The sequence below is a fragment of the Bordetella tumulicola genome (assembly GCF_054779135.1).
Genome location: NZ_BAAGYU010000007.1, coordinates 1,431,625 through 1,449,433, shown reverse-complemented (window position 1 = coordinate 1,449,433; position 17,809 = coordinate 1,431,625). Strand labels below are relative to the sequence as shown.

The 17,809-nt window shown below is 60.9% G+C and carries 18 protein-coding genes; 17 read left to right on the top strand and 1 reads right to left on the bottom strand.

Annotation, left to right across the window (positions count from 1 at the left end; translation table 11 throughout):
• Positions 1-12 precede the first annotated feature (12 nt).
• Positions 13-942 carry a sigma-54 interaction domain-containing protein gene (locus ACYVDM_RS14985; protein WP_415792991.1) on the bottom strand — a complete coding sequence of 310 codons (930 nt, stop codon included), beginning with the start codon at positions 940-942 and terminating at the stop codon, positions 13-15.
• Between the two features lie 322 nt (positions 943-1,264).
• Here ACYVDM_RS14985 and ACYVDM_RS14980 point away from each other — a divergent pair, with 322 nt between their 5' ends.
• The 17 genes from ACYVDM_RS14980 to ACYVDM_RS14900 all read left to right on the top strand — a co-directional run bounded on the left by ACYVDM_RS14980 (position 1,265) and on the right by ACYVDM_RS14900 (position 17,807).
• Positions 1,265-2,641, top strand: coding sequence for a sigma-54-dependent transcriptional regulator (locus ACYVDM_RS14980; RefSeq protein ID WP_415792945.1), 1,377 nt, complete (start codon positions 1,265-1,267; stop codon positions 2,639-2,641).
• Between the two features lie 67 nt (positions 2,642-2,708).
• Positions 2,709-4,478, top strand: a complete 1,770-nt coding sequence (locus ACYVDM_RS14975; protein WP_415792944.1) for a thiamine pyrophosphate-requiring protein — start codon at positions 2,709-2,711, stop codon at positions 4,476-4,478.
• Positions 4,479-4,529: 51 nt separating this feature from the next.
• Complete coding sequence (locus tag ACYVDM_RS14970) at positions 4,530-4,793, top strand: hypothetical protein (RefSeq protein ID WP_415792943.1); 264 nt, start codon at positions 4,530-4,532, stop codon at positions 4,791-4,793.
• A gap of 17 nt (positions 4,794-4,810) precedes the next feature.
• A complete protein-coding gene (locus ACYVDM_RS14965; RefSeq protein WP_415792942.1) occupies positions 4,811-5,275 on the top strand; it encodes a hypothetical protein in 465 nt (154 codons plus the stop codon).
• 93 nt (positions 5,276-5,368) lie between these two features.
• On the top strand, positions 5,369-5,701 hold the full coding sequence (locus tag ACYVDM_RS14960; protein WP_415792941.1) for an ElaB/YgaM/YqjD family protein: 333 nt from the start codon (positions 5,369-5,371) through the stop codon (positions 5,699-5,701).
• A gap of 66 nt (positions 5,702-5,767) precedes the next feature.
• On the top strand, positions 5,768-8,470 hold the full coding sequence (locus ACYVDM_RS14955) for an ATP-binding cassette domain-containing protein (RefSeq protein WP_415792940.1): 2,703 nt from the start codon (positions 5,768-5,770) through the stop codon (positions 8,468-8,470).
• Positions 8,471-8,633: 163 nt separating this feature from the next.
• On the top strand, positions 8,634-9,371 hold the full coding sequence (locus tag ACYVDM_RS14950) for a BON domain-containing protein (RefSeq protein ID WP_415792939.1): 738 nt from the start codon (positions 8,634-8,636) through the stop codon (positions 9,369-9,371).
• A 35-nt stretch (positions 9,372-9,406) separates the two neighbouring features.
• On the top strand, positions 9,407-9,832 hold the full coding sequence (locus ACYVDM_RS14945) for a PRC-barrel domain-containing protein (RefSeq protein WP_415792938.1): 426 nt from the start codon (positions 9,407-9,409) through the stop codon (positions 9,830-9,832).
• A 71-nt stretch (positions 9,833-9,903) separates the two neighbouring features.
• The gene (locus ACYVDM_RS14940; RefSeq protein ID WP_415792990.1) at positions 9,904-10,632 is read left to right on the top strand and encodes an SDR family oxidoreductase; all 729 of its coding nucleotides are present in this window, start codon (positions 9,904-9,906) and stop codon (positions 10,630-10,632) included.
• On the top strand, positions 10,623-11,210 hold the full coding sequence (locus ACYVDM_RS14935) for a D-glycero-alpha-D-manno-heptose-1,7-bisphosphate 7-phosphatase (protein WP_415792937.1): 588 nt from the start codon (positions 10,623-10,625) through the stop codon (positions 11,208-11,210). Before ACYVDM_RS14940 ends, ACYVDM_RS14935 begins: the two co-directional genes overlap by 10 nt.
• A gap of 78 nt (positions 11,211-11,288) precedes the next feature.
• On the top strand, positions 11,289-13,025 hold the full coding sequence (locus tag ACYVDM_RS14930) for a carbamoyltransferase family protein (RefSeq protein ID WP_415792936.1): 1,737 nt from the start codon (positions 11,289-11,291) through the stop codon (positions 13,023-13,025).
• Positions 13,022-14,092 (top strand): glycosyltransferase family 9 protein, encoded by a 1,071-nt coding sequence (locus ACYVDM_RS14925; RefSeq protein WP_415792935.1) that lies wholly within the window; start codon positions 13,022-13,024, stop codon positions 14,090-14,092. The genes ACYVDM_RS14930 and ACYVDM_RS14925 overlap by 4 nt, the downstream gene beginning before the upstream one ends.
• Positions 14,079-15,041, top strand: coding sequence for a glycosyltransferase (locus ACYVDM_RS14920; RefSeq protein ID WP_415792934.1), 963 nt, complete (start codon positions 14,079-14,081; stop codon positions 15,039-15,041). The genes ACYVDM_RS14925 and ACYVDM_RS14920 overlap by 14 nt, the downstream gene beginning before the upstream one ends.
• Positions 15,038-16,036 (top strand): UDP-glucuronic acid decarboxylase family protein, encoded by a 999-nt coding sequence (locus ACYVDM_RS14915; RefSeq protein ID WP_415792933.1) that lies wholly within the window; start codon positions 15,038-15,040, stop codon positions 16,034-16,036. The genes ACYVDM_RS14920 and ACYVDM_RS14915 overlap by 4 nt, the downstream gene beginning before the upstream one ends.
• Positions 16,037-16,048: 12 nt before the next feature.
• Positions 16,049-16,732, top strand: a complete 684-nt coding sequence (locus ACYVDM_RS14910; RefSeq protein WP_415792932.1) for a PIG-L deacetylase family protein — start codon at positions 16,049-16,051, stop codon at positions 16,730-16,732.
• Between the two features lie 169 nt (positions 16,733-16,901).
• A complete protein-coding gene (locus ACYVDM_RS14905) occupies positions 16,902-17,507 on the top strand; it encodes a hypothetical protein (protein ID WP_415792989.1) in 606 nt (201 codons plus the stop codon).
• 15 nt (positions 17,508-17,522) lie between these two features.
• Positions 17,523-17,807, top strand: coding sequence for a hypothetical protein (locus ACYVDM_RS14900; protein ID WP_415792931.1), 285 nt, complete (start codon positions 17,523-17,525; stop codon positions 17,805-17,807).
• Positions 17,808-17,809: the final 2 nt, after the last annotated feature.

Here is a 17,809-nt window from a genome sequence, read left to right as displayed (position 1 = left end):
TGTTTTGACTCGTCAGCCCGAGGGGAGGGAGGGAGTTTTAGCGTCAGCGCCGTAGGCGCCCAGACGGTTGTAGAGTGTCTTCAGGCTGACACCCAGGGTGTCAGCGGTGCGCTGCTTATCGCCGTCGTGATACGCCAGCGTGGCCAAGATGACATCGTGCTGCGCCTGGCTCAGGGGCGTGCCCACGGGGAAGCATAGTGTGCCGTTGTTCACATCGTGCGGCGCGCTCGTCGGAGCGCGGGGCGGGAGTTCTGATTCGATCACCGCATCCGACATAATGAACGCGCGTTGGACGACATTGCGTAACTCGCGCACATTGCCAGGCCAGTCATACATCGTCAACGCGTCGATCATGTGCGCCGAGAAGCGCTTGTTCGTCTGATGAGTAAGATTCAGTTCATCCAGAAAACGTTGCGCCAGCAAGCGAACATCGTCCCCCCTTTCCCGTAACGGGGGTACGCGCAAGGGCACGACGAGCAGGCGATGCAGAAAATCCTGGCGCAGTTCGCCGCGTTCCACCGCAGCAAACGGATCGCGATTGGTGGCACACACGATACGCACATCGGCCTGCAGCAATTCCGTGCCCCCCACGCGTTGATAAGTACCGCTTTCCAGTACGCGTAGAAATTGCACTTGTAAGGCGTCAGACATCTCGGTGACTTCGTCCAGAAACAGCGTGCCGCCGCAAACCGATTCAAAGTAGCCGGTGGTCTGACTCAGTGCGCCGGTAAAGCTGCCTTTCTCGTGGCCGAATAGCTGGGCATGCACCAGGGAATCGCTGATGGCGCCGCAATTGACAGCAGTAAACGGATGAGTGGCGCGATCACTGCCGTCATGAATGGCGCGCGCGACCACTTCTTTGCCCGTGCCGCTTTCGCCGGTGATGAAAACAGTGGCGTCACTGCGGGCCGCAAGCCCGACTTGTACGCCAAACTCTTGCATCCGATCGCACATGTCGGAAAAGAGTTCTGGCTGCCGCCGCGTGGTCGACGATCTGGTCTGAGCAGGCGAGATTGCCAGCATATATACCCCCGAAAAATCGGGGCCGGGTTCGGCCCAGGTTCGATCTCTGTAGCGTTTGTTTAACGTACTCAGATGATCATACGACAGCGGCCGCGCTCAATTGCAACCATGTGAAAACTTTGGCAAACGTTGTTGGGATATTCGGCAAAAATCGTGCCGCACCCCATTGCCGTGAGGTATTCTGAGTTTGAAAGAGACTGCTTGATTCTCTGCCACCGTTTGACCTTGTAACGGAGTCAACATGCCTCATTTGCTCGTACTGGACGATGACGCGGCGGTATGCGATATCTTGGCTGAAATCGCCCGCGAACATGGCTTTTCGGTCGCGCAGGCCGCCACCATGAAAGATGCGGTGATCCAATTACAGCGCCAGCCGCCCGACTTAGTCCTGACCGACGTGCAATTGACCGGCGACAGCGGCCTGGATATTTTCAGTCGCATGCCGAATTCGGATGCCGAGGTGGTGGTGATCACCGGTTATGGCAGTATGGACAACGCCGTTGAAGCGTTGCGTCTGGGTGCGACCGACTACTTGGTCAAACCGGTGTGCATGGATCGCTTGAGCGAAATTCTGACGCGTGTTGCGGCCAACCGCGGTGTTACAACTGATGATGCGCCGTTCCAGGAACCGGGGCGCTTTGGCAAGCTACTGGGGCAGTCCGAATCCATGGAGCGCCTGTTTACGCAGTTGTCGCGCGTGGCTACTACGGACGTGACGACGCTGCTCATTGGTGAAAGCGGCACCGGGAAGGAATTGGCGGCGCACGCCATTCATAAGCTCAGCAGCCGCAGCAACAAACCTTTCATTGCCGTCAATTGTGGTGCGATCTCTCCGAACTTGATTGAGAGTGAGTTGTTCGGCCATGAACGCGGTAGCTTTACGGGGGCCGACCGCCAGCACAAGGGCTATTTCGAACGCGCCGATTCGGGTACTTTGTTTTTAGACGAAGTGACCGAGATGCCGCTGGATCTACAGGTGAAATTGCTTCGGGTACTGGAGACGGGACGCTTTATGCGTGTGGGTACGCACCGCGAAATCGCATGCGACATTCGCATCGTGGCAGCGACCAATCGTAATCCTGGCCAGGCCATCCAGGAAGGCAAGCTGCGTGAGGATTTGTACTATCGACTGAGTGTGTTTCCCATCGATTTGCCGCCGCTGCGTGATCGCGGCACCGATATCCCATTCCTGGCCGATCGCTTCCTGGATGCGCTGAATAAGAAATACGGCGAAGAAAAGCAATTTTCCGAGCAGGCGCGCCAGGCTATTCAAGAATACGCTTGGCCGGGTAATGTGCGCGAACTCAAGAATTACGTGCGCCGGGCTTACATCCTGGCCGAAGACGGCATTCTGAGTGCCGATGCGCTGCAGCCGCAGATCGCGCCCGATGGCGGCAGCCAGACGGCGCGCGTCACCGTGCCACTGGGGGTGACGCTGGCCGAGGCCGACCGCCGCCTGATCATGGCAACGCTTGAACGTTGCGGTGGGGTAAAGAAGCAAACGGCTGCCGTATTGGGCATCAGCTCCAAGACCCTCTATAACCGGCTCGAAGAATACACGCAGGCCGGACACGTGATCGCCGGCGAGGACGGAAAGCCGCAGGCCCCTGACCGTTAGCCCCGGGCCCCGACAGGCATGAGGCTTGCTGTCGTTGCTCCCATGGAAATCCTCTCTGGGAGCAGGCATGCAAACGGTGTCGGACTTTATTTTGTCGCGTTTGGCGCAATGGGGCATTAACCGTGTCTATGGTTACCCGGGCGACGGTATCAATGGGCTGATAGGCGCATTCGGGCGTACCCGCGAGCCGCTGGAATTTGTCCAAGTGCGGCACGAGGAAATGGCCGCGTTCATGGCCTGCGCGCATTCCAAATTCACCGGCCAGGTGGGCGTCTGTATGGCGACCTCGGGACCGGGCGCGATTCATCTGCTCAATGGTCTATACGACGCCAAGCTCGATCATCAGCCGGTCGTGGCCCTGGTGGGTCAACAGGCCCGCACGGCGCTGGGCGGCGATTATCAGCAAGAAGTCGATTTGATCAGCTTGTTCAAGGACGTGGCTCACGATTTCGTACATGTGGCCGCGAGCCCGGTGCAGGCCAAGCACCTGATTGACCGCGCTGTTCGTATCGCGATGGAACGCCGCGCCGTCACTTGCGTAATCGTGCCCAACGATGTGCAAGATTTACCTGCGGTCCCGGATATTCCGCGCGAGCACGGGACCGTGAATACCGGTATCGGCTTTACCTCTCATGCAGGGGTGCCGGCTGCTGTTGCGTTGCAAAACGCGGCCGATATTCTCAACAAGGGTGAGCGGGTGGCTATCCTGGCTGGCGCTGGCGCCCGGGACGCCGGCGACGAACTGCTGCACGTGGCCGATTTGCTTGGGGCAGGCATTGCCAAAGCGTTATTGGGAAAAGCCGTGGTGCCGGATGACGTGCCGTATGTGACAGGCTCGATCGGGCTGTTGGGCACGCAGCCAAGTTGGCGCATGATGAATGATTGCGACACCTTGTTGATGGTGGGGACAGCCTTTCCCTATGGGGAATTTCTGCCTCCCGAGGGCCAGGCGCGCGCCGTACAGATTGATCGCGACGGCCGCATGATCAGTCTGCGATACCCCGTGGAACAAGGCTTGGTGGGGGACAGCAAGGCCACCTTGCAGGCGCTGGCGCCGTTGCTGCAGCGCAAAGAGTCGCGCCGTTGGCGCGACAAAATTGAAAAGGACGTGGCCCATTGGTGGAAAACTGTCGAGGCGCGCGCCATGGTGCCGGCACAACCCTTGAATCCGCAGCGTCCGTTCTGGGAGTTGTCGCCGCGGCTGCCGGACCGCAGCATTATTACCTGCGACTCGGGGTCGGCGGCCAGTTGGTATGCGCAGCACCTGCGCCTGCGCAAGGGCATGGCCGCGTCGCTGTCGGGCGGACTGGCCACCATGGGCAGTGGGGTTCCCTACGCATTGGCGGCCAAGCTGGCACACCCCGATCGCCCGGTATTCGCCCTGGTGGGCGATGGCGCCATGCAGATGAACGGCGTGAACGAACTGATTACCATCGCCGATCGTTGGCGCGATTGGGGTAATCCGACGCTGGTCGTGATGGTGCTGAATAACGGCGACCTGAACATGGTGACTTGGGAACAGCGTCTGATGGGCGGCGATCCGCGTTTCAAGGATTCGCAGTTGCTGCCGACATTTCCCTATGCCGAGTACGGACGGTTGCTGGGCCTGGAAGGTATTCGTGTCGATAACCCCGATCACGTTGGTGCGGCATGGGAGCGCGCCATCGAGGCCGACCGTCCCGTGGTGCTCGAGATGGTGACCGATCCCGAAGTCCCGCTCATACCGCCTCATGTGCCGCTCAAGCAGGTGCAGAACTATGTAAAAGCACTGCGCCAGGAAGATGCGTCCGGCGGAGCCGCGTTGCGCGCGACGCTCAAACAGTGGTGGGCGGGGTGAAATTCACCTCCCCACCTATTGGCTATTTATTGTTATTGAAGGAGTCATGCCATGATTTCACCGCCACCTCGTCGCTTTGCGGCGGATAGCCGCGCACCCTCTTCATCCCCGGCCGACCCGGTGAAAGATCCGCCGCGCCATTCCGATGATGCGCCCGAACACACCCCGGATCACGCCCCGGAGCGGAAACCGTATCCGCCTGACAGCATTCCCAATCCCATGCCCGGTCTCGATCCACAGCAGACGCCGGGGATCGACCGCTGGCAGGATGACGCCTTCGAAGCCGCTTGGCGACGCGCGACGCGAGAGCTTTGATGCGAGGCGACACCCCGATGGATAGGGCCGCCCATGCCGATCGAGATACCGCATTGCGGGCTGTGGCGATGGTCATGCCGATGATCGTCGCGGCCATGACGGATCGGCGCGTCGGAGAAAGCGGGTTCCTGCATATCGTGATCATGGATCCGATTTCCTGCCCGACAGTCGATGCGTTTGAAAAATCGATCCTATATGAAGAAAGTGTCGGAGATCGGTCAGCCTGGGATGCTGATTATGCGGACTATGCGCGCGCCAAGGCGGCTATCTCCTGGCGTACGGGCCTGGACAGCCACACGGTTTGCGAAACGCGCCCGCATTTACTGCGTCAGGCGGATGGCGCTGTCTGGGGGAGTGTCTGCGTTGAAGGCATTGTGGTGGGCGTCAGCGGCGCAAATCCGTGGTACGACGAGGCGTTTGCCGCAGCCGTGGCCCATGCGTTCAAGGCCATCGCCAAAGCACGTAGCCGTCAGGCCGACTGAACCCGGTTGGCGCTGCACCGCGGCACAGCACTTGCGTGGCCGAACGTACAGATACGCCGGCGCGGGCCGGCGGTTTTACACAAGGAGTTATTCATGAGTCTGTATACCCATCGCCGTCACGAATCGACCGATCGCATGAAGGGCGGCCTGCGCGAGCTCGTTTCAGGGGTCGAAGACCTGCTGCGCTCTACTGCCTCGTATGGCGGCACCGAGATTGAGTCAGCACGCGATCGTCTGAAACGCCAGCTCGACGCGGCGCGCGAGCATGCGCAGGATTGGGAGCGCTCCGCTGCGGGGCGTTGCCGGCAAGTCTCCACGGCCACGGATGATTACGTGCATGGCAACGCATGGAAGACGGCCGGACTGGCCATTGTCCTTGGGGTCGCGATAGGCTGCTGCCTGGCATCGGATCATTGGCGCCGTTAACGGCGGACTGGCCCAGGTCGACCCTGAATAGAGCAAGGGCGCGTAGGCGCCTTTGCACGTCACCTTATGCCTGAAGACAGCAGCGCTGCCCGCGCACGCCAGGAAGTCAACCGCAGCATTTTGCAGGCGCTCTGGGCCCATCGCCAGCGTACGGCGGTGGCGGTGATATTGCTGGTCGTCGCCAAATTGCTGATGGTGGCGGTGCCGGCGGTTCTCAAGCGCATTGTCGATGCCCTGAGTGTCCAAGGCACGTTGCTGACCATTCCCGTATTTCTCTTGCTGGGCTACGCACTATTGCGTTTCGCCGGCAGTCTGTTTACCGAATTGCGCGATGTGGTGTTCGTGCGCGTCACCCAGGCGGCGGTAGCGGATTTCAGGGTACGTATGTTCGAGCACTTGCACCGGCTGGGCGCGCGCTTTCACGGATCGCGCCAGACGGGTGTACTGGCTCGTGACGTCGAGCGCGGCACCGCGGGTGTCGGGTTTTTGCTGGGTACCGCGCTGTTTACACTGCTGCCCACTCTGGTCGAGATCGTTTCCGTATTGATCATCCTGATGTCGGGCTACAGCCTATGGTTTGCGGCGATCGTCGCGATGACGTTCACCGCGTATGCCATCGTGACGATGATCCTCACCGAAAAGCGCGCGCCATTCCAGCGTCAGATCAATGAACTGGATTCCCAGGCCAGCGGCCGAATGGTCGACAGCTTGCTCAACTATGAAGCCGTCAAACTGTATGCCAACGAGTCATTGGAATCGAATCGCCTGAGTAGCGTCTTGAAGCAATGGGTGGGAATAGGCATTGTCAATCAGCGCTCTTTGTCTGTCTTGCATGTCACGCAAAGCGGCGTCATTGCGTTAGGCGTGGGGGCGGTGATGTTGCTGGCCGGCAAGCAGGTGGTGGATTTCCGCATGAGCGTGGGCGATCTGGTGCTGGTCAACGCATATATTATCCAGATCTGCCTGCCGCTGAACACGCTTGGCCTGATCTTTCGTCAAGCCAAGGAAGCCCTCATCAATGCGGAGCGCGTGGGCGCGCTGCTGCTGATCCAGCCGGAAGCCGGCGACGAGGGTACGTTGCCGCCGTTGCAAGTGCGCGCAGGCACAGTGGCTTTCGAAAATGTCAGTTTCGGTTATGAGCCCGGTCGGCAGATTCTGTGGAACGTCGACTTCACAATTCCGGCGGGTGCCACGGTTGCGGTCGTGGGCGGCAGCGGTTCCGGAAAATCGACCCTGGCGCGACTGTTGTTCCGTTTTTATGATCCCGACAGTGGTCGCGTACTGATTGATGGGCAGGATCTGCGTCATGTGAGCCCCGCAAGCCTGCGTCGCGTCTTGGGCATTGTGCCGCAAGATACGTTGCTGTTTGACGAAACGATCGCCTATAACATCGCGTACAGCGATCCGCAAACCAGTCGTGCGGCTGTCATCGAAGCCGCACGCGGTGCGCGCGTGGACGACTTCATCACGAGCCTTCCGGCCAGTTATGACACACGGGTAGGCGAACGAGGAGTCAAATTGTCGGGGGGTGAGCGTCAGCGCATCGCCATTGCTCGCGCGCTGTTGAAAAACCCGCCCATTATCGTGTTTGATGAAGCCACCTCGGCGCTGGATACGCGCACCGAACGCGCGATACAGGCCGAACTGACGCGCATCTCCCAAGGCCGCACCACTTTAATCATCGCCCACCGGCTATCGACGATTGTCGACGCCGATGTCATCCTGGTCATGGAGCATGGTCGTGTGGTGGAGCAGGGCGCGCATGATGAATTGCTGGCCCGCCAGGGGATATACGCCCAGATGTGGAATCTGCAGCGTCAGCAAAATGCCCTGGAGGCGACGGCGACGCGCCTGAGCCGTCAGCCGGTGAATCTGGTGGCACTGGTGGCGGGGGTGATGGATGCTGCACGTCCTTTGCTCGAGGCCAAGGGCGTGAATTTGTATACGCAAATCGCCAGCGAAGCCGCACGGATTACCGGCGACCCGAGTGCGCTGCAGCAACTGATCTGGACCTTGTACGCGCATGCTGTCGCTGTGACACCACCCGGCGGACGCGTCGAGTTGCGGCTGGCCCGAGAAGGGCCATTGACCCGTCTGACCATTGCGGATGGACGGCCGGTGCCGGATCAGGCCGCCGCGCAGATACCCGGTGAGAATGAACCTGAAGTGCTGCGCAGCATGGCCGCGGTGGATCCCGCCCAGCTACGAGCCGAGGCCGAGCGACTGGGGGGCTTGTTACGCACCCGCGCCACGCCTTCGGACGGCGTGGCGTATGAGCTGGAATTTCCGCTGCGTGCCGTTGATGAATTGCTTGTCACCGCGCCCGAGGTCGAGGGCATCGATCTGACAGGTGCGGTGATCATCGTGGCCGACGATCATGAGGATGCGCGCGATCTGGTGTCCGAGGTGCTCACCGATCGCGGCGCCGTGGTGCGCGCCTGCGCCAGCGGCGCAGCGGTGTTGGCCGAGTTGGAGCATGCGGCCCCGGACGCCTGGCCCGATTTGCTTGTATGCGACATCTCGCTGGGAGATATGGAAGGCTACAAGGTCATCAGTCGTATACGCGAAATGGAGGCCGAGCGCGGCGTGTCTCTAGGGTCTCGAATGCCTGCCATCGCCCTGTCGGGGCATACCGGACCGGAAGACCGCTTGCGTGCGCTGCTGGCGGGCTTTCAGATTCATGCGGCCAAGCCGGTAGATCCCCGCGAACTGCTTGCCACGGCGGCGGCCATGCTGCGCTCGGCCACACGACCGGATCGGGCGCTGTAACGCGTCGAGGATGCTCGATTTCTTACTGCGGTATGTAAAAAGTGCCGCCGGCTCTGGCCAAGTTTTTGTTAATGGACGACGCGGCACACCGATTGCTTAGGTGTCGCTTATCGGCGAGCCGGATCCTCTGGCGCACGCCGTAGGTTTATGCAGGAGGCACACTATGCAACATTTAAATCGGCCCCCACGGCATTACTACGCCGACGATGTTGGTCGTCGGCCGGACCAATGGGACGAAGAGCGCGATGATGCGTACCGCTATCGCCGCGAGCATCAAACCAGCCAGAGCGGCCGATGGGGCGGCGAAGAGCCTTCGTATGGTCGGCGGTATGGCGAACGGCCCGCCGAACCGGTGGGCGGCCGGCCTAATCGCCGGGGCGCACCGTACGAACAGGGTGGTCAGTATCCCGGAACGCGAGAGGCCGGGCAGTTCGAGGAACTGCGTAGCCGCAGCGCCGATCCAGGCCAAAGCAGTTATGGCGGTTTTTATGGTGAAGACCCGCGCTGGCAGCGCCAGCAACTGCGTTATGGCGACGATATGAGTGACGACGACATGCCGGGACATGCGCAGCGTCGGTGGAATAGCGCTACGGATTCCCGATACGGTTCGCACCAGGATGCCGTACATAAATCGCAGCGCATCACCCCGAAAGGCTACGTACGGTCGGACGAACGAGTACGCGAAGATGTGTGTGAGCGGCTGAGCCACAGCGGCCTGGATGTCAGCGATGTCTCGGTTGCGGTCAGCGACGGCACCGTCACACTGGAAGGCACAGTGCCGAACCGCGGCATCAAACACGCTGTCGAGGATTGCGCGGACGATTGTCTTGGCGTCAATGACATCCAGAACCATATTCGGATAGCCGGCATTACCCACCCCGGTATGACGCGGATGGAATGACGAATATTCCATCCCATTTTTGACGGAGACTTATCATGAGTAATGACACCATCGGTCAGCGCGCGGGCGACCAGGCCCGCATCATAGGCAAGGGTAGGGCCACCGCTGACGGACCTGGACCGGAAGTCATGGCAGCGGATACGCTGACCGGAAACGACGTATACAACCCGGCCAATGAAAAACTCGGCACCATCCAGGACATCATGCTGGACGTTCCGCACGGGCGTATTGCATATGCCGTGCTGTCGCACGGTGGCGTGCTGGGTGTGGGCGACAAGCTGTATGCGGTTCCGTGGACTGCGTTGGTGCTCGATACGGACCGAAAATGCTTCGTTCTCGACGTCGCCAAAGATCGACTGAAGAATGCCACCGGTTTCGATAAAGACCACTGGCCCAGCATGGGCGAGAGGCAATGGGCCCAAGAAGTTTACGAGTACTACGATCAGCCTCCGTACTGGTAGGGCGCCCGCGGATTTTTCAAGTAGTGCGGGCGCGCCGCGTCCGCGCTTTGCGCAGTCATACGGAGAAAATGATGAGGGAAAGCGAAACGCTGGACGGACGTGTGGTACTGGTGACGGGGGGCGCGAGCGGCTTGGGCGCGGCGATTTGCAACATGCTGGCTGCCGAGGGCGCCAGCATCGTGATAGCCGACCTGAACGAAGCCCGCGCCCACGAAAACGCGCATCGCCTCACCGAGGGTGGCGCAACGGCTTGCGCGGCAACGATGGATGTCGGTGACCAGGAACAGGTTGCCGCCGCCCTGGACTTGGCCATCCAACGTTATGGAAAACTGGATGCCGTCGTTAACAACGCAGGCGTTGACGTCACCGCGTCTATTGACGAACTGGACGTCGCCGCCTGGGAGCGCGTGCTGCGCACCAATCTGACGGGGCCGTTCCTGATGGCCAAGCTGGCGAAGAACAGGCTGGCGCCGCATGGCCATATCGTGAATATCGCCTCGACGGCAGCGCGGCGTGCCTGGCCCAACGCGAGTGCCTACCATGCGTCGAAGTGGGGCCTGATGGGGCTATCGCACGCGCTGCACGCGGAACTGCGCGGCATGGGCTTGAAAGTCAGTGCCGTCATCGCCGGTGGCATGCGTACCCCCTTTCTGTTGGATCGTTTTCCGGACATCGACACGAGTTGCCTGCAAGATCCGGAAAACGTAGCGCGCGCGGTGCGTTTTGTGCTGACCCAGCCGGACGAGACCGTGGTGCCGGAGGTTATGGTGCTGCCCATGAAGGAAACCTCATGGCCTTGATCCCGGCGATATTCCTGGATAAAGACGGTACGGTGCTGGCCGACGAGCCGTACAACGTCGATCCCGCACGGATGGTTTATGCGTCCGGTGCCCGGGAAGGACTGCGCCTGCTGGCCGCGTTGAATGTGCCGCTGATCGTGATCAGCAACCAGCCGGGTGTAGCGCTGGGCTATTTTGATCTCCAGGAACTGACGGGTGTGCGGGAGCGTCTGGCCAGCATGTTTGAGGCCGCGGGCGCACGCCTGGCGGATTTTTATTGGTGTCCCCATCATCCCCAGGGTCGCATGACCGCCTACGCCAGCGTTTGCACATGCCGCAAACCGCAGTCTGGGCTGCTGCTGCGGGCAGCGCGGGAGCACGAGATAAACCTGGGGCGCTCATGGTTCATCGGAGACATTCTGGACGACGTGGAGGCCGGCAATCGCGCGGGTTGCCACACCGTATTGCTGGATGTCGGCAACGAGACGGAGTGGCGGCCGGGCCATTGGCGCCACCCCGACGTGCATGCAGCGAACTTGGAACAGGCCGCGCGTCATGTTGCATGGGCGATGCAAGACGTGGGCCGAGAGATGGCATGACTGACGCGCGAACGACGGGGCGGGCAAACAGGCACGCGTGGCCGTCCGACGGCTATAGCACAGACGAGAGGACTCACCATGTACACATTGGGAATCAATGCCGCTTTTCATGATTGTTCTGCCACGCTGGTTCGCGATGGAATTGTGCTGGCGGCGGCCGAGGAAGAGCGTTTTACACGTATCAAGCATGGCAAGCGGCCCGTACCTTTCTCGACCTGGCAATTGCCCTATCACGCCATTGATTATTGTCTAGCCGAAGGGCGTATCGCGTTGCGCGACGTCGACCACATCGTCTATGCATTCAATCCTGCGCTACTCCCGGATCCTCCGCAGACGGGCGGTCAAATCGTGTTGCCGCTAGAGCCCTCGAGCGCGCCGGCACGCCCGCACGAGGGCTCGCCCTGGGATCCGCTGTTCACCGCCTACGTATTGAATGCGCCGCGCCAGTTGATGGACGGCGTGCCTCACCATCTGAAGGCGCGCTTCGAAGGCTTGACGCTCGATCATGTTCTGTCGCGCTGGATATTCCTGGACCATCACCTCAGTCACGAAGCCAGCGCTTTTCTGGCCGCACCCTGCGACGAATCGGCCGTGCTGACCCTGGATGGCCGCGGTGAGCGCGCCAGCACCAGCTATGGCGTGTTCAGTGCGGGAAAATATACGCGCCTTAAGCAGATCGAACTGCCGCATTCGCTGGGGCTCTTATACGAAGACATCACTCGCTACCTGGGCTTTCTGCATTCCTCTGACGAGTACAAGGTGATGGCGCTGGCTTCATTTGGCCAGCCTGAATACCAGCGACAGATGCGCGACATTGTGCAGCTGGACGATCAGGGTGGCTATCATCTGGAGCCCGCCCGGCTAGAAGAGCGCTTTGGTCCGCCACGCCAGCGCGGCGCACCGTTCGAGACGCATCACAAGAACCTGGCAAGCTCGTTGCAATATGTGCTGGAAGAGACGGCGATGCACATGGCCAACTGGCTGCATCGCGAAACCGGCGCCCGCAACTTGTCGATGGCGGGCGGGGTGGCCCTGAACTGCGTCATGAACGCACGTCTGAGCCGCGATGGTCCGTTCGATAGCGTGTGGGTGCAGCCGGCCGCGGGCGATTCGGGCACGTCGCTGGGCGCCGCGTTGTACGTCGATTATCAGCAACGCGGGGGAGAGCGTCGTTGGACGATGGAGCATGCCTATCTCGGACCTGCCTATGATGACGACGAGATCGAACGCTTTCTCTACCGGTCGCGGCTGGCTTTCCGGAAGCTGGATAACGTCGCCGAAGAGGCGGCGGAACTACTCGTCCAAGAGAAAATTCTGGGCTGGTTTCAGGGGCGCATGGAGTTCGGACCGCGCGCGCTGGGAGCGAGATCGATTCTGGCGTCACCGCTCGATAGTGGCATGCAGGCCCGTCTCAATGGCCTGAAAGACCGCGAAGACTTTCGGCCCGTGGCCCCGGTGGTGCTGGAAGAGCAAGCCGCACAGTGGTTTGATGCGCGCGGTGAACAGCCGCTGTGCGCGCCGTTCATGCTGTTCGTCTATGACGTCTTGCCGCAGCGCGCAACGCAAATCCCCGCGGTGCGACACATCGACGGTACCGCCCGGGTACAGACAGTGAGACGCGACCAGAATGCGCGCTATCACGATTTGTTGGCGGCTTTCGAACGTCGTACCGGCGTGCCGGTGTTGGTCAATACCTCATTCAACACACGAGGCGAGCCCGTGGTCTGCTCGCCGCGCGACGCGGTGGAATGCTTTTGGACGTCGCCATTGGATGCGTTGGTGATCGGCTCGTATCTGCTGGAGAAGCCCCGATGAATGTGCCGACCGGATTCTTGGGCCAGCCAGCCCGCATCGCCGTATTTCGCGCGCTGCAATTGGGAGACATGCTGTGCGCCGTACCGGCTCTGCGTGCGCTGAGACAGGCCTTTCCGACCGCGCATATTACGCTGATTGGTTTGCCGAACGCCCGCGAATTCGTGCAACGCTTTGACCGTTATGTCGATGAACTGTTGGAATTTCCCGGCACGGCGGATTTTCCCGAGCAGACCCATCGTGAACGGGCCTTGCCGGCATTCTATCGAGAGGCGCACGCCCGTCGTTTCGATGTGGCGTTGCAACTTCATGGCAGTGGCAAGCATTCGAATGAAATCGCACGCTGCCTGGGAGCGCGTCAATGGGCGGGCTTTGTGCCGACCCGGGCTGAATCGGTGCCCGGTAGCCGCATGGTGTGGCCCGACCGGATGCCCGAACCATTACGGTACCTGGCGTTGTTGCGTTATTTGGGTATCTCGGCCTTCGATTCCACGCTGGAATTGCCGCTATCGTCATGCGAACAGGCGGCAGCGGACGCCCTGATTGCCGAGCAGGGCCTGAATCCGCAACGTACCGTGTTGCTGCACGTGGGGGCTCGGCTGCCCTCACGACGATGGCCTCTGACGCGGTTTGCACAGGTCGCTGCCGCCGTGGTGGTGCAGGGCTGGCAGGTGGCGCTGACCGGTACCGACGAAGAAGCCGAACTGGTCGCCTTGGTGGCGCGCGATTGCGGCACACGAGTGGCAAACCTGTGTGGCCGAACGACGTTAGGCGAACTGGCGGCGCTGGTGGGCCGATGCCGTCTGGTGGTCTGCAACGATACCGGCATGTCGCACGTGGCGGCCGCCATGCGCACCCCCAGCGTCGTGATCGCGTCCGGCAGCGACGTACGACGCTGGGCGCCGCTGGATAGCCGTCGCCATACTGTCATCTCCGTCAATGTGCCATGCCGGCCCTGCAGTCACGCAGTATGTCCGATCGGGCATCCGTGTGCGCTCGGCGTCTCGGCCGACGCAGTGTTGGGTCGAGTGCGACGTCAACTCCAGGAGCTTCATCATGTCGCATCCTGATGACTTCGAGAGATTGCGTATTCTGGTGTGGCACGTCCATGGAAATTATCTGTATTCGCTGACGCAGGCGCCCCATGATTTCTATGTGCCCCAGACCGTTGACGGGAAACCCGGTTATGGCGCGTTGGGCACCAAAATTCCTTGGGGAACGAATGTGCACGGTGTGCCGGCCGAACAGATACGCGACCTGGATATCGATTTGGTGGTGTACCAGTCAAGCGAGAATCTTGCTGATGCCGCCATGTTGTTGTCGCAGGTGCAGCGGCGGCTGCCTTGTGTCTATATCGAACACAATCCTCCTGCACTGCTGGCCGCAGAGACGGTCCATGAGTTTCGGCACGAACGGGGTCTGCTGGTGCACGTGACGCCGTACAACGCCGTCATGTGGGACGCGGGCGGCATGCCTCAACGCGTGGTTGAACACGGTTTGCCAGATCCGGGCCTGCTATATCGCGGCGATCTGGCGCGTGGCATTGTTGTGGTCAATCATCTCATGCGGCGGGGCCGCCGCGTCGGCGCAGACCTTTACACCGAGGCAGCGGCGCAGGTGCCCATGGACTTGATTGGCATGGGCTCGGAAGACGCCGGAGGACTAGGTGAAATTCCCAACATGGAAGTGGCCGCGTTCATGGCGCGCTATCGCTGCTTCTTTAGCCCCGTGCGCTATGCCAGCCTGGGCTTGTCGCTGGTCGAGGCGATGCTTTGCGGGTTGCCGGTGGTGGGCTTTGCGGCCACCGAATTGCCCTGCGTCATTACCAGTGGCCGGGACGGTTACGTGGATAGCCGGCCGCAGCGGTTGCACGAAGTCTTGCGGCAGTTGTTGCAAGATCCTGAACTCGCGCGCGAATGGGGCCGGGCCGGTCGGCGTACGGCATTGCGGCGATTTTCGATCAGTCGCTTTGTAGCCGACTGGAACCGGGTGTTTACGACGTTGACGGAGACATCATGAAAGACAACATAAACAACGCGTCGCGAGCGCTTGTCGCCGGCGGGGCCGGATTCCTGGGGTCGCATTTGTGCCAGCGCTTGTTGTTGCAGGGCGCAGAAGTCGTCTGCGTAGACAACTTTCATACGGGACGCAGCGAGAACCTGGCCGAGTTGACTGCACATCCCAATCTGACCATATTGCGTCAGGATATCGCGCTGCCGCTGCCGGACGACATTCAGGTTGATCACATTTATAACCTGGCATGCCCGGCTTCGCCTGTACATTATCAAGCCGACCCTGTGGCCACGCTGCGCACGTGTGTTGAGGGTGCTACCCAATTATTGGAACTGGCGGCCCGCACCGGAGCGCGTATCTTGCAAGCGTCGACCAGTGAGGTTTATGGCGACCCACTAGAACATCCGCAGCGCGAAGCCTATTGGGGGCACGTGAACGCGGTCGGCCCGCGTTCGTGCTACGACGAAGGTAAGCGTTGTGCCGAGACACTGTTTACCGAATACGGCCATCGTCGCGGCGTGACCGTCAAAATCGCGCGTATTTTCAATACCTATGGGCCACGCATGGCTGCCGACGATGGTCGCGTCGTTTCAAATTTTATTGTCCAGGCATTGACCGGCCGCCCGCTGACGATATACGGTGATGGAAGCCAGACTCGATCATTCTGCTACGTGGACGACCTCGTGGACGGTCTGGTTCGCTTGATGGAAAGTCCCGCCGACTTGAGCCAGCCCGTCAATCTGGGCAATCCGTGCGAGATCACGGTCTTGCGCATGGCCGAGCTGGTGTGCAAGCTGACCGAGACACAAGTGCCCATGCAACTTTGCGACCTCCCGGAGGATGATCCCATGCAGCGCTGTCCCGATATCACTTTGGCCCGTGATCGCTTGAACTGGCAGCCTTCTACGTTATTGCACACCGGTTTATTGCGCACGATCGAGTATTTTCGTCGGCATCCGTCAGACGTTGTTCGGGATGCCGCGGCCGTTGTCAGTCACTGAACGGAGTTGCGGATGGACTTGCAGGGCAACACCGTGGTGATATCACCGCATTTTGACGACGCCGTACTGAGTTGCGGCGCCTGGCTGGCGACGTACCCGGGCAGCACGGTCTTGACGGTGTATTCAGGCGTACCGCCCAGTACTGTGCCGTTGCCGGATTGGGACCGACGTTGCGGATTCGAACGCGCTGATCAGGCGGTCATGGCTCGCCATGAGGAAAATCGTACCGCCATGGAAATTCTGGGGGCACGTGGATTGGGCTTGGGTTTACTGGATAGTCAATACGAAGGCGCATCCCGCGAGACCGGCCGGATTACCGGCATGTTGGCCACGGCGCTGACCACGTTGCGGCCCACTGTGGTACTGATGCCGTTGGGGTTGTTTCATGCAGATCATCTGCGGGTGTCGGACGCGGCCTTGACAGTATGGCGGCTGTTTCGGCAGGCCATGCATAACACCTGGCTGGCCTATGAAGAAGCGTTGTATCGCCGCAAGCCCGGATTAGTACAGCAGCGTTTGGCCGATTTACGGGCGCAGCACATCCAGGTCACGCCCAAAGCGGGTCCGCCCTACGACGGCGGGCGTAAAACCCGAGCGGTCGCCGCCTATGCCAGCCAGCTGGAGCCTCTGGGGCTGACGCCAGGGCATGGCGACGACGCGGCACCGGAGTGCTATTGGTCCCTCGATGCGGAGTGAGGGACGCGGCAACGAGTTCGCCGCAACCGGACAGGCGTGGCGTCGCGGTGGGTGGTGGTACGGCAGGCGTCTGCGTGGGTAGATATACCCATTAACGGCGCTAATCTGCCTCAGGCACGAGAATTGCGTACCTATGCGCAACGCCAATGTTCGCTAGCAGGAGGCCATGATGTCATTGATTGTTGCCGCGCGATTCCAGACTTTCGAGCAAGCCGAGGCCGCAGCGCAGAACCTCTACGACTCGGGCTTTCGCGACGAGGATATCCATACGTTTTATGTCGGCATCGCGGGAGAGCATGCGCGGTATCCCATCGGCGGCGATCGTACGGCGGATCCTGATTCGCATGGGGGGTCCGTCGCTGCGGTGATCGGCGCCGCAGTGCTAGGCATCTTATTCGCGGTGATTTGCGGCATTATCGTCTTGCAATTCGATCCTTCGGCGATCGTCGTGACGGCGGCGGGCGGGGTGGGCGCCTATATCGGCGCGCTGGCCGGTGCCCTGTGGGCGGTTGGCAAAGGGCGCCGCCAACGCCGGGGGAATACCGAGCGCGTCAGTCACCCCGAAGTACGCCAGGCCGGTGTGTTGCTGGCGTTGCACATTCGGCCCGACCAAGAATCCCGTGCCGTTGCCCTGTTGCGTGAGGCGGGTGGCACCGATGTAGAACGCGCCAACGGGCGCTGGATGAACGGCAAGTGGCAGGACTTCGACCCGCTGACTCCACCACAGCGCGAGCCGCAGTCCGAGCCTCAGGCCGCCCATCCCGGCACCCCTTGATACGGAGAGATCTTCATGGGAAACGTTCGAAAGCCTGCTCAGGGCACGTCTTCTGAATCGTCCGCCCGGCCAGGTACACCCCGCAAGACTGTTCGTCCTGAATCGTCTGCTGACGGCAAAATACTTCCGCCGCGTGATGTGGTCGACGTGCCGCGCCAACCTGCCGTCCCCGATGCCCGCACACCCAATGAAGCCGCCAAAGACAGTCGGCCCGTACGCGACAATCAGGATGAGTCCAATTGGGCTGACGGCGCCAAACCCAAGCCGCATGCCAAGAATGCGCGCTCGCATTTGTTGTAGCG

What these genes read in the sequence shown, in the direction of transcription:
- ACYVDM_RS14965 (WP_415792942.1), top strand. Translation starts at nt 4,811, where the DNA reads ATGGATAGGGCCGCCCATGCCGATCGAGATACCGCATTGCGGGCTGTG.
- ACYVDM_RS14940 (WP_415792990.1), top strand. Translation starts at nt 9,904, where the DNA reads ATGAGGGAAAGCGAAACGCTGGACGGACGTGTGGTACTGGTGACGGGG.
- ACYVDM_RS14985 (WP_415792991.1), bottom strand. Translation starts at nt 942, where the DNA reads ATGCAAGAGTTTGGCGTACAAGTCGGGCTTGCGGCCCGCAGTGACGCC.
- ACYVDM_RS14905 (WP_415792989.1), top strand. Translation starts at nt 16,902, where the DNA reads ATGTCATTGATTGTTGCCGCGCGATTCCAGACTTTCGAGCAAGCCGAG.
- ACYVDM_RS14950 (WP_415792939.1), top strand. Translation starts at nt 8,634, where the DNA reads ATGCAACATTTAAATCGGCCCCCACGGCATTACTACGCCGACGATGTT.
- ACYVDM_RS14980 (WP_415792945.1), top strand. Translation starts at nt 1,265, where the DNA reads ATGCCTCATTTGCTCGTACTGGACGATGACGCGGCGGTATGCGATATC.
- ACYVDM_RS14910 (WP_415792932.1), top strand. Translation starts at nt 16,049, where the DNA reads ATGGACTTGCAGGGCAACACCGTGGTGATATCACCGCATTTTGACGAC.
- ACYVDM_RS14900 (WP_415792931.1), top strand. Translation starts at nt 17,523, where the DNA reads ATGGGAAACGTTCGAAAGCCTGCTCAGGGCACGTCTTCTGAATCGTCC.
- ACYVDM_RS14930 (WP_415792936.1), top strand. Translation starts at nt 11,289, where the DNA reads ATGTACACATTGGGAATCAATGCCGCTTTTCATGATTGTTCTGCCACG.
- ACYVDM_RS14945 (WP_415792938.1), top strand. Translation starts at nt 9,407, where the DNA reads ATGAGTAATGACACCATCGGTCAGCGCGCGGGCGACCAGGCCCGCATC.
- ACYVDM_RS14960 (WP_415792941.1), top strand. Translation starts at nt 5,369, where the DNA reads ATGAGTCTGTATACCCATCGCCGTCACGAATCGACCGATCGCATGAAG.
- ACYVDM_RS14955 (WP_415792940.1), top strand. Translation starts at nt 5,768, where the DNA reads ATGCCTGAAGACAGCAGCGCTGCCCGCGCACGCCAGGAAGTCAACCGC.
- ACYVDM_RS14935 (WP_415792937.1), top strand. Translation starts at nt 10,623, where the DNA reads ATGGCCTTGATCCCGGCGATATTCCTGGATAAAGACGGTACGGTGCTG.
- ACYVDM_RS14970 (WP_415792943.1), top strand. Translation starts at nt 4,530, where the DNA reads ATGATTTCACCGCCACCTCGTCGCTTTGCGGCGGATAGCCGCGCACCC.
- ACYVDM_RS14915 (WP_415792933.1), top strand. Translation starts at nt 15,038, where the DNA reads ATGAAAGACAACATAAACAACGCGTCGCGAGCGCTTGTCGCCGGCGGG.
- ACYVDM_RS14975 (WP_415792944.1), top strand. Translation starts at nt 2,709, where the DNA reads ATGCAAACGGTGTCGGACTTTATTTTGTCGCGTTTGGCGCAATGGGGC.
- ACYVDM_RS14925 (WP_415792935.1), top strand. Translation starts at nt 13,022, where the DNA reads ATGAATGTGCCGACCGGATTCTTGGGCCAGCCAGCCCGCATCGCCGTA.
- ACYVDM_RS14920 (WP_415792934.1), top strand. Translation starts at nt 14,079, where the DNA reads ATGTCGCATCCTGATGACTTCGAGAGATTGCGTATTCTGGTGTGGCAC.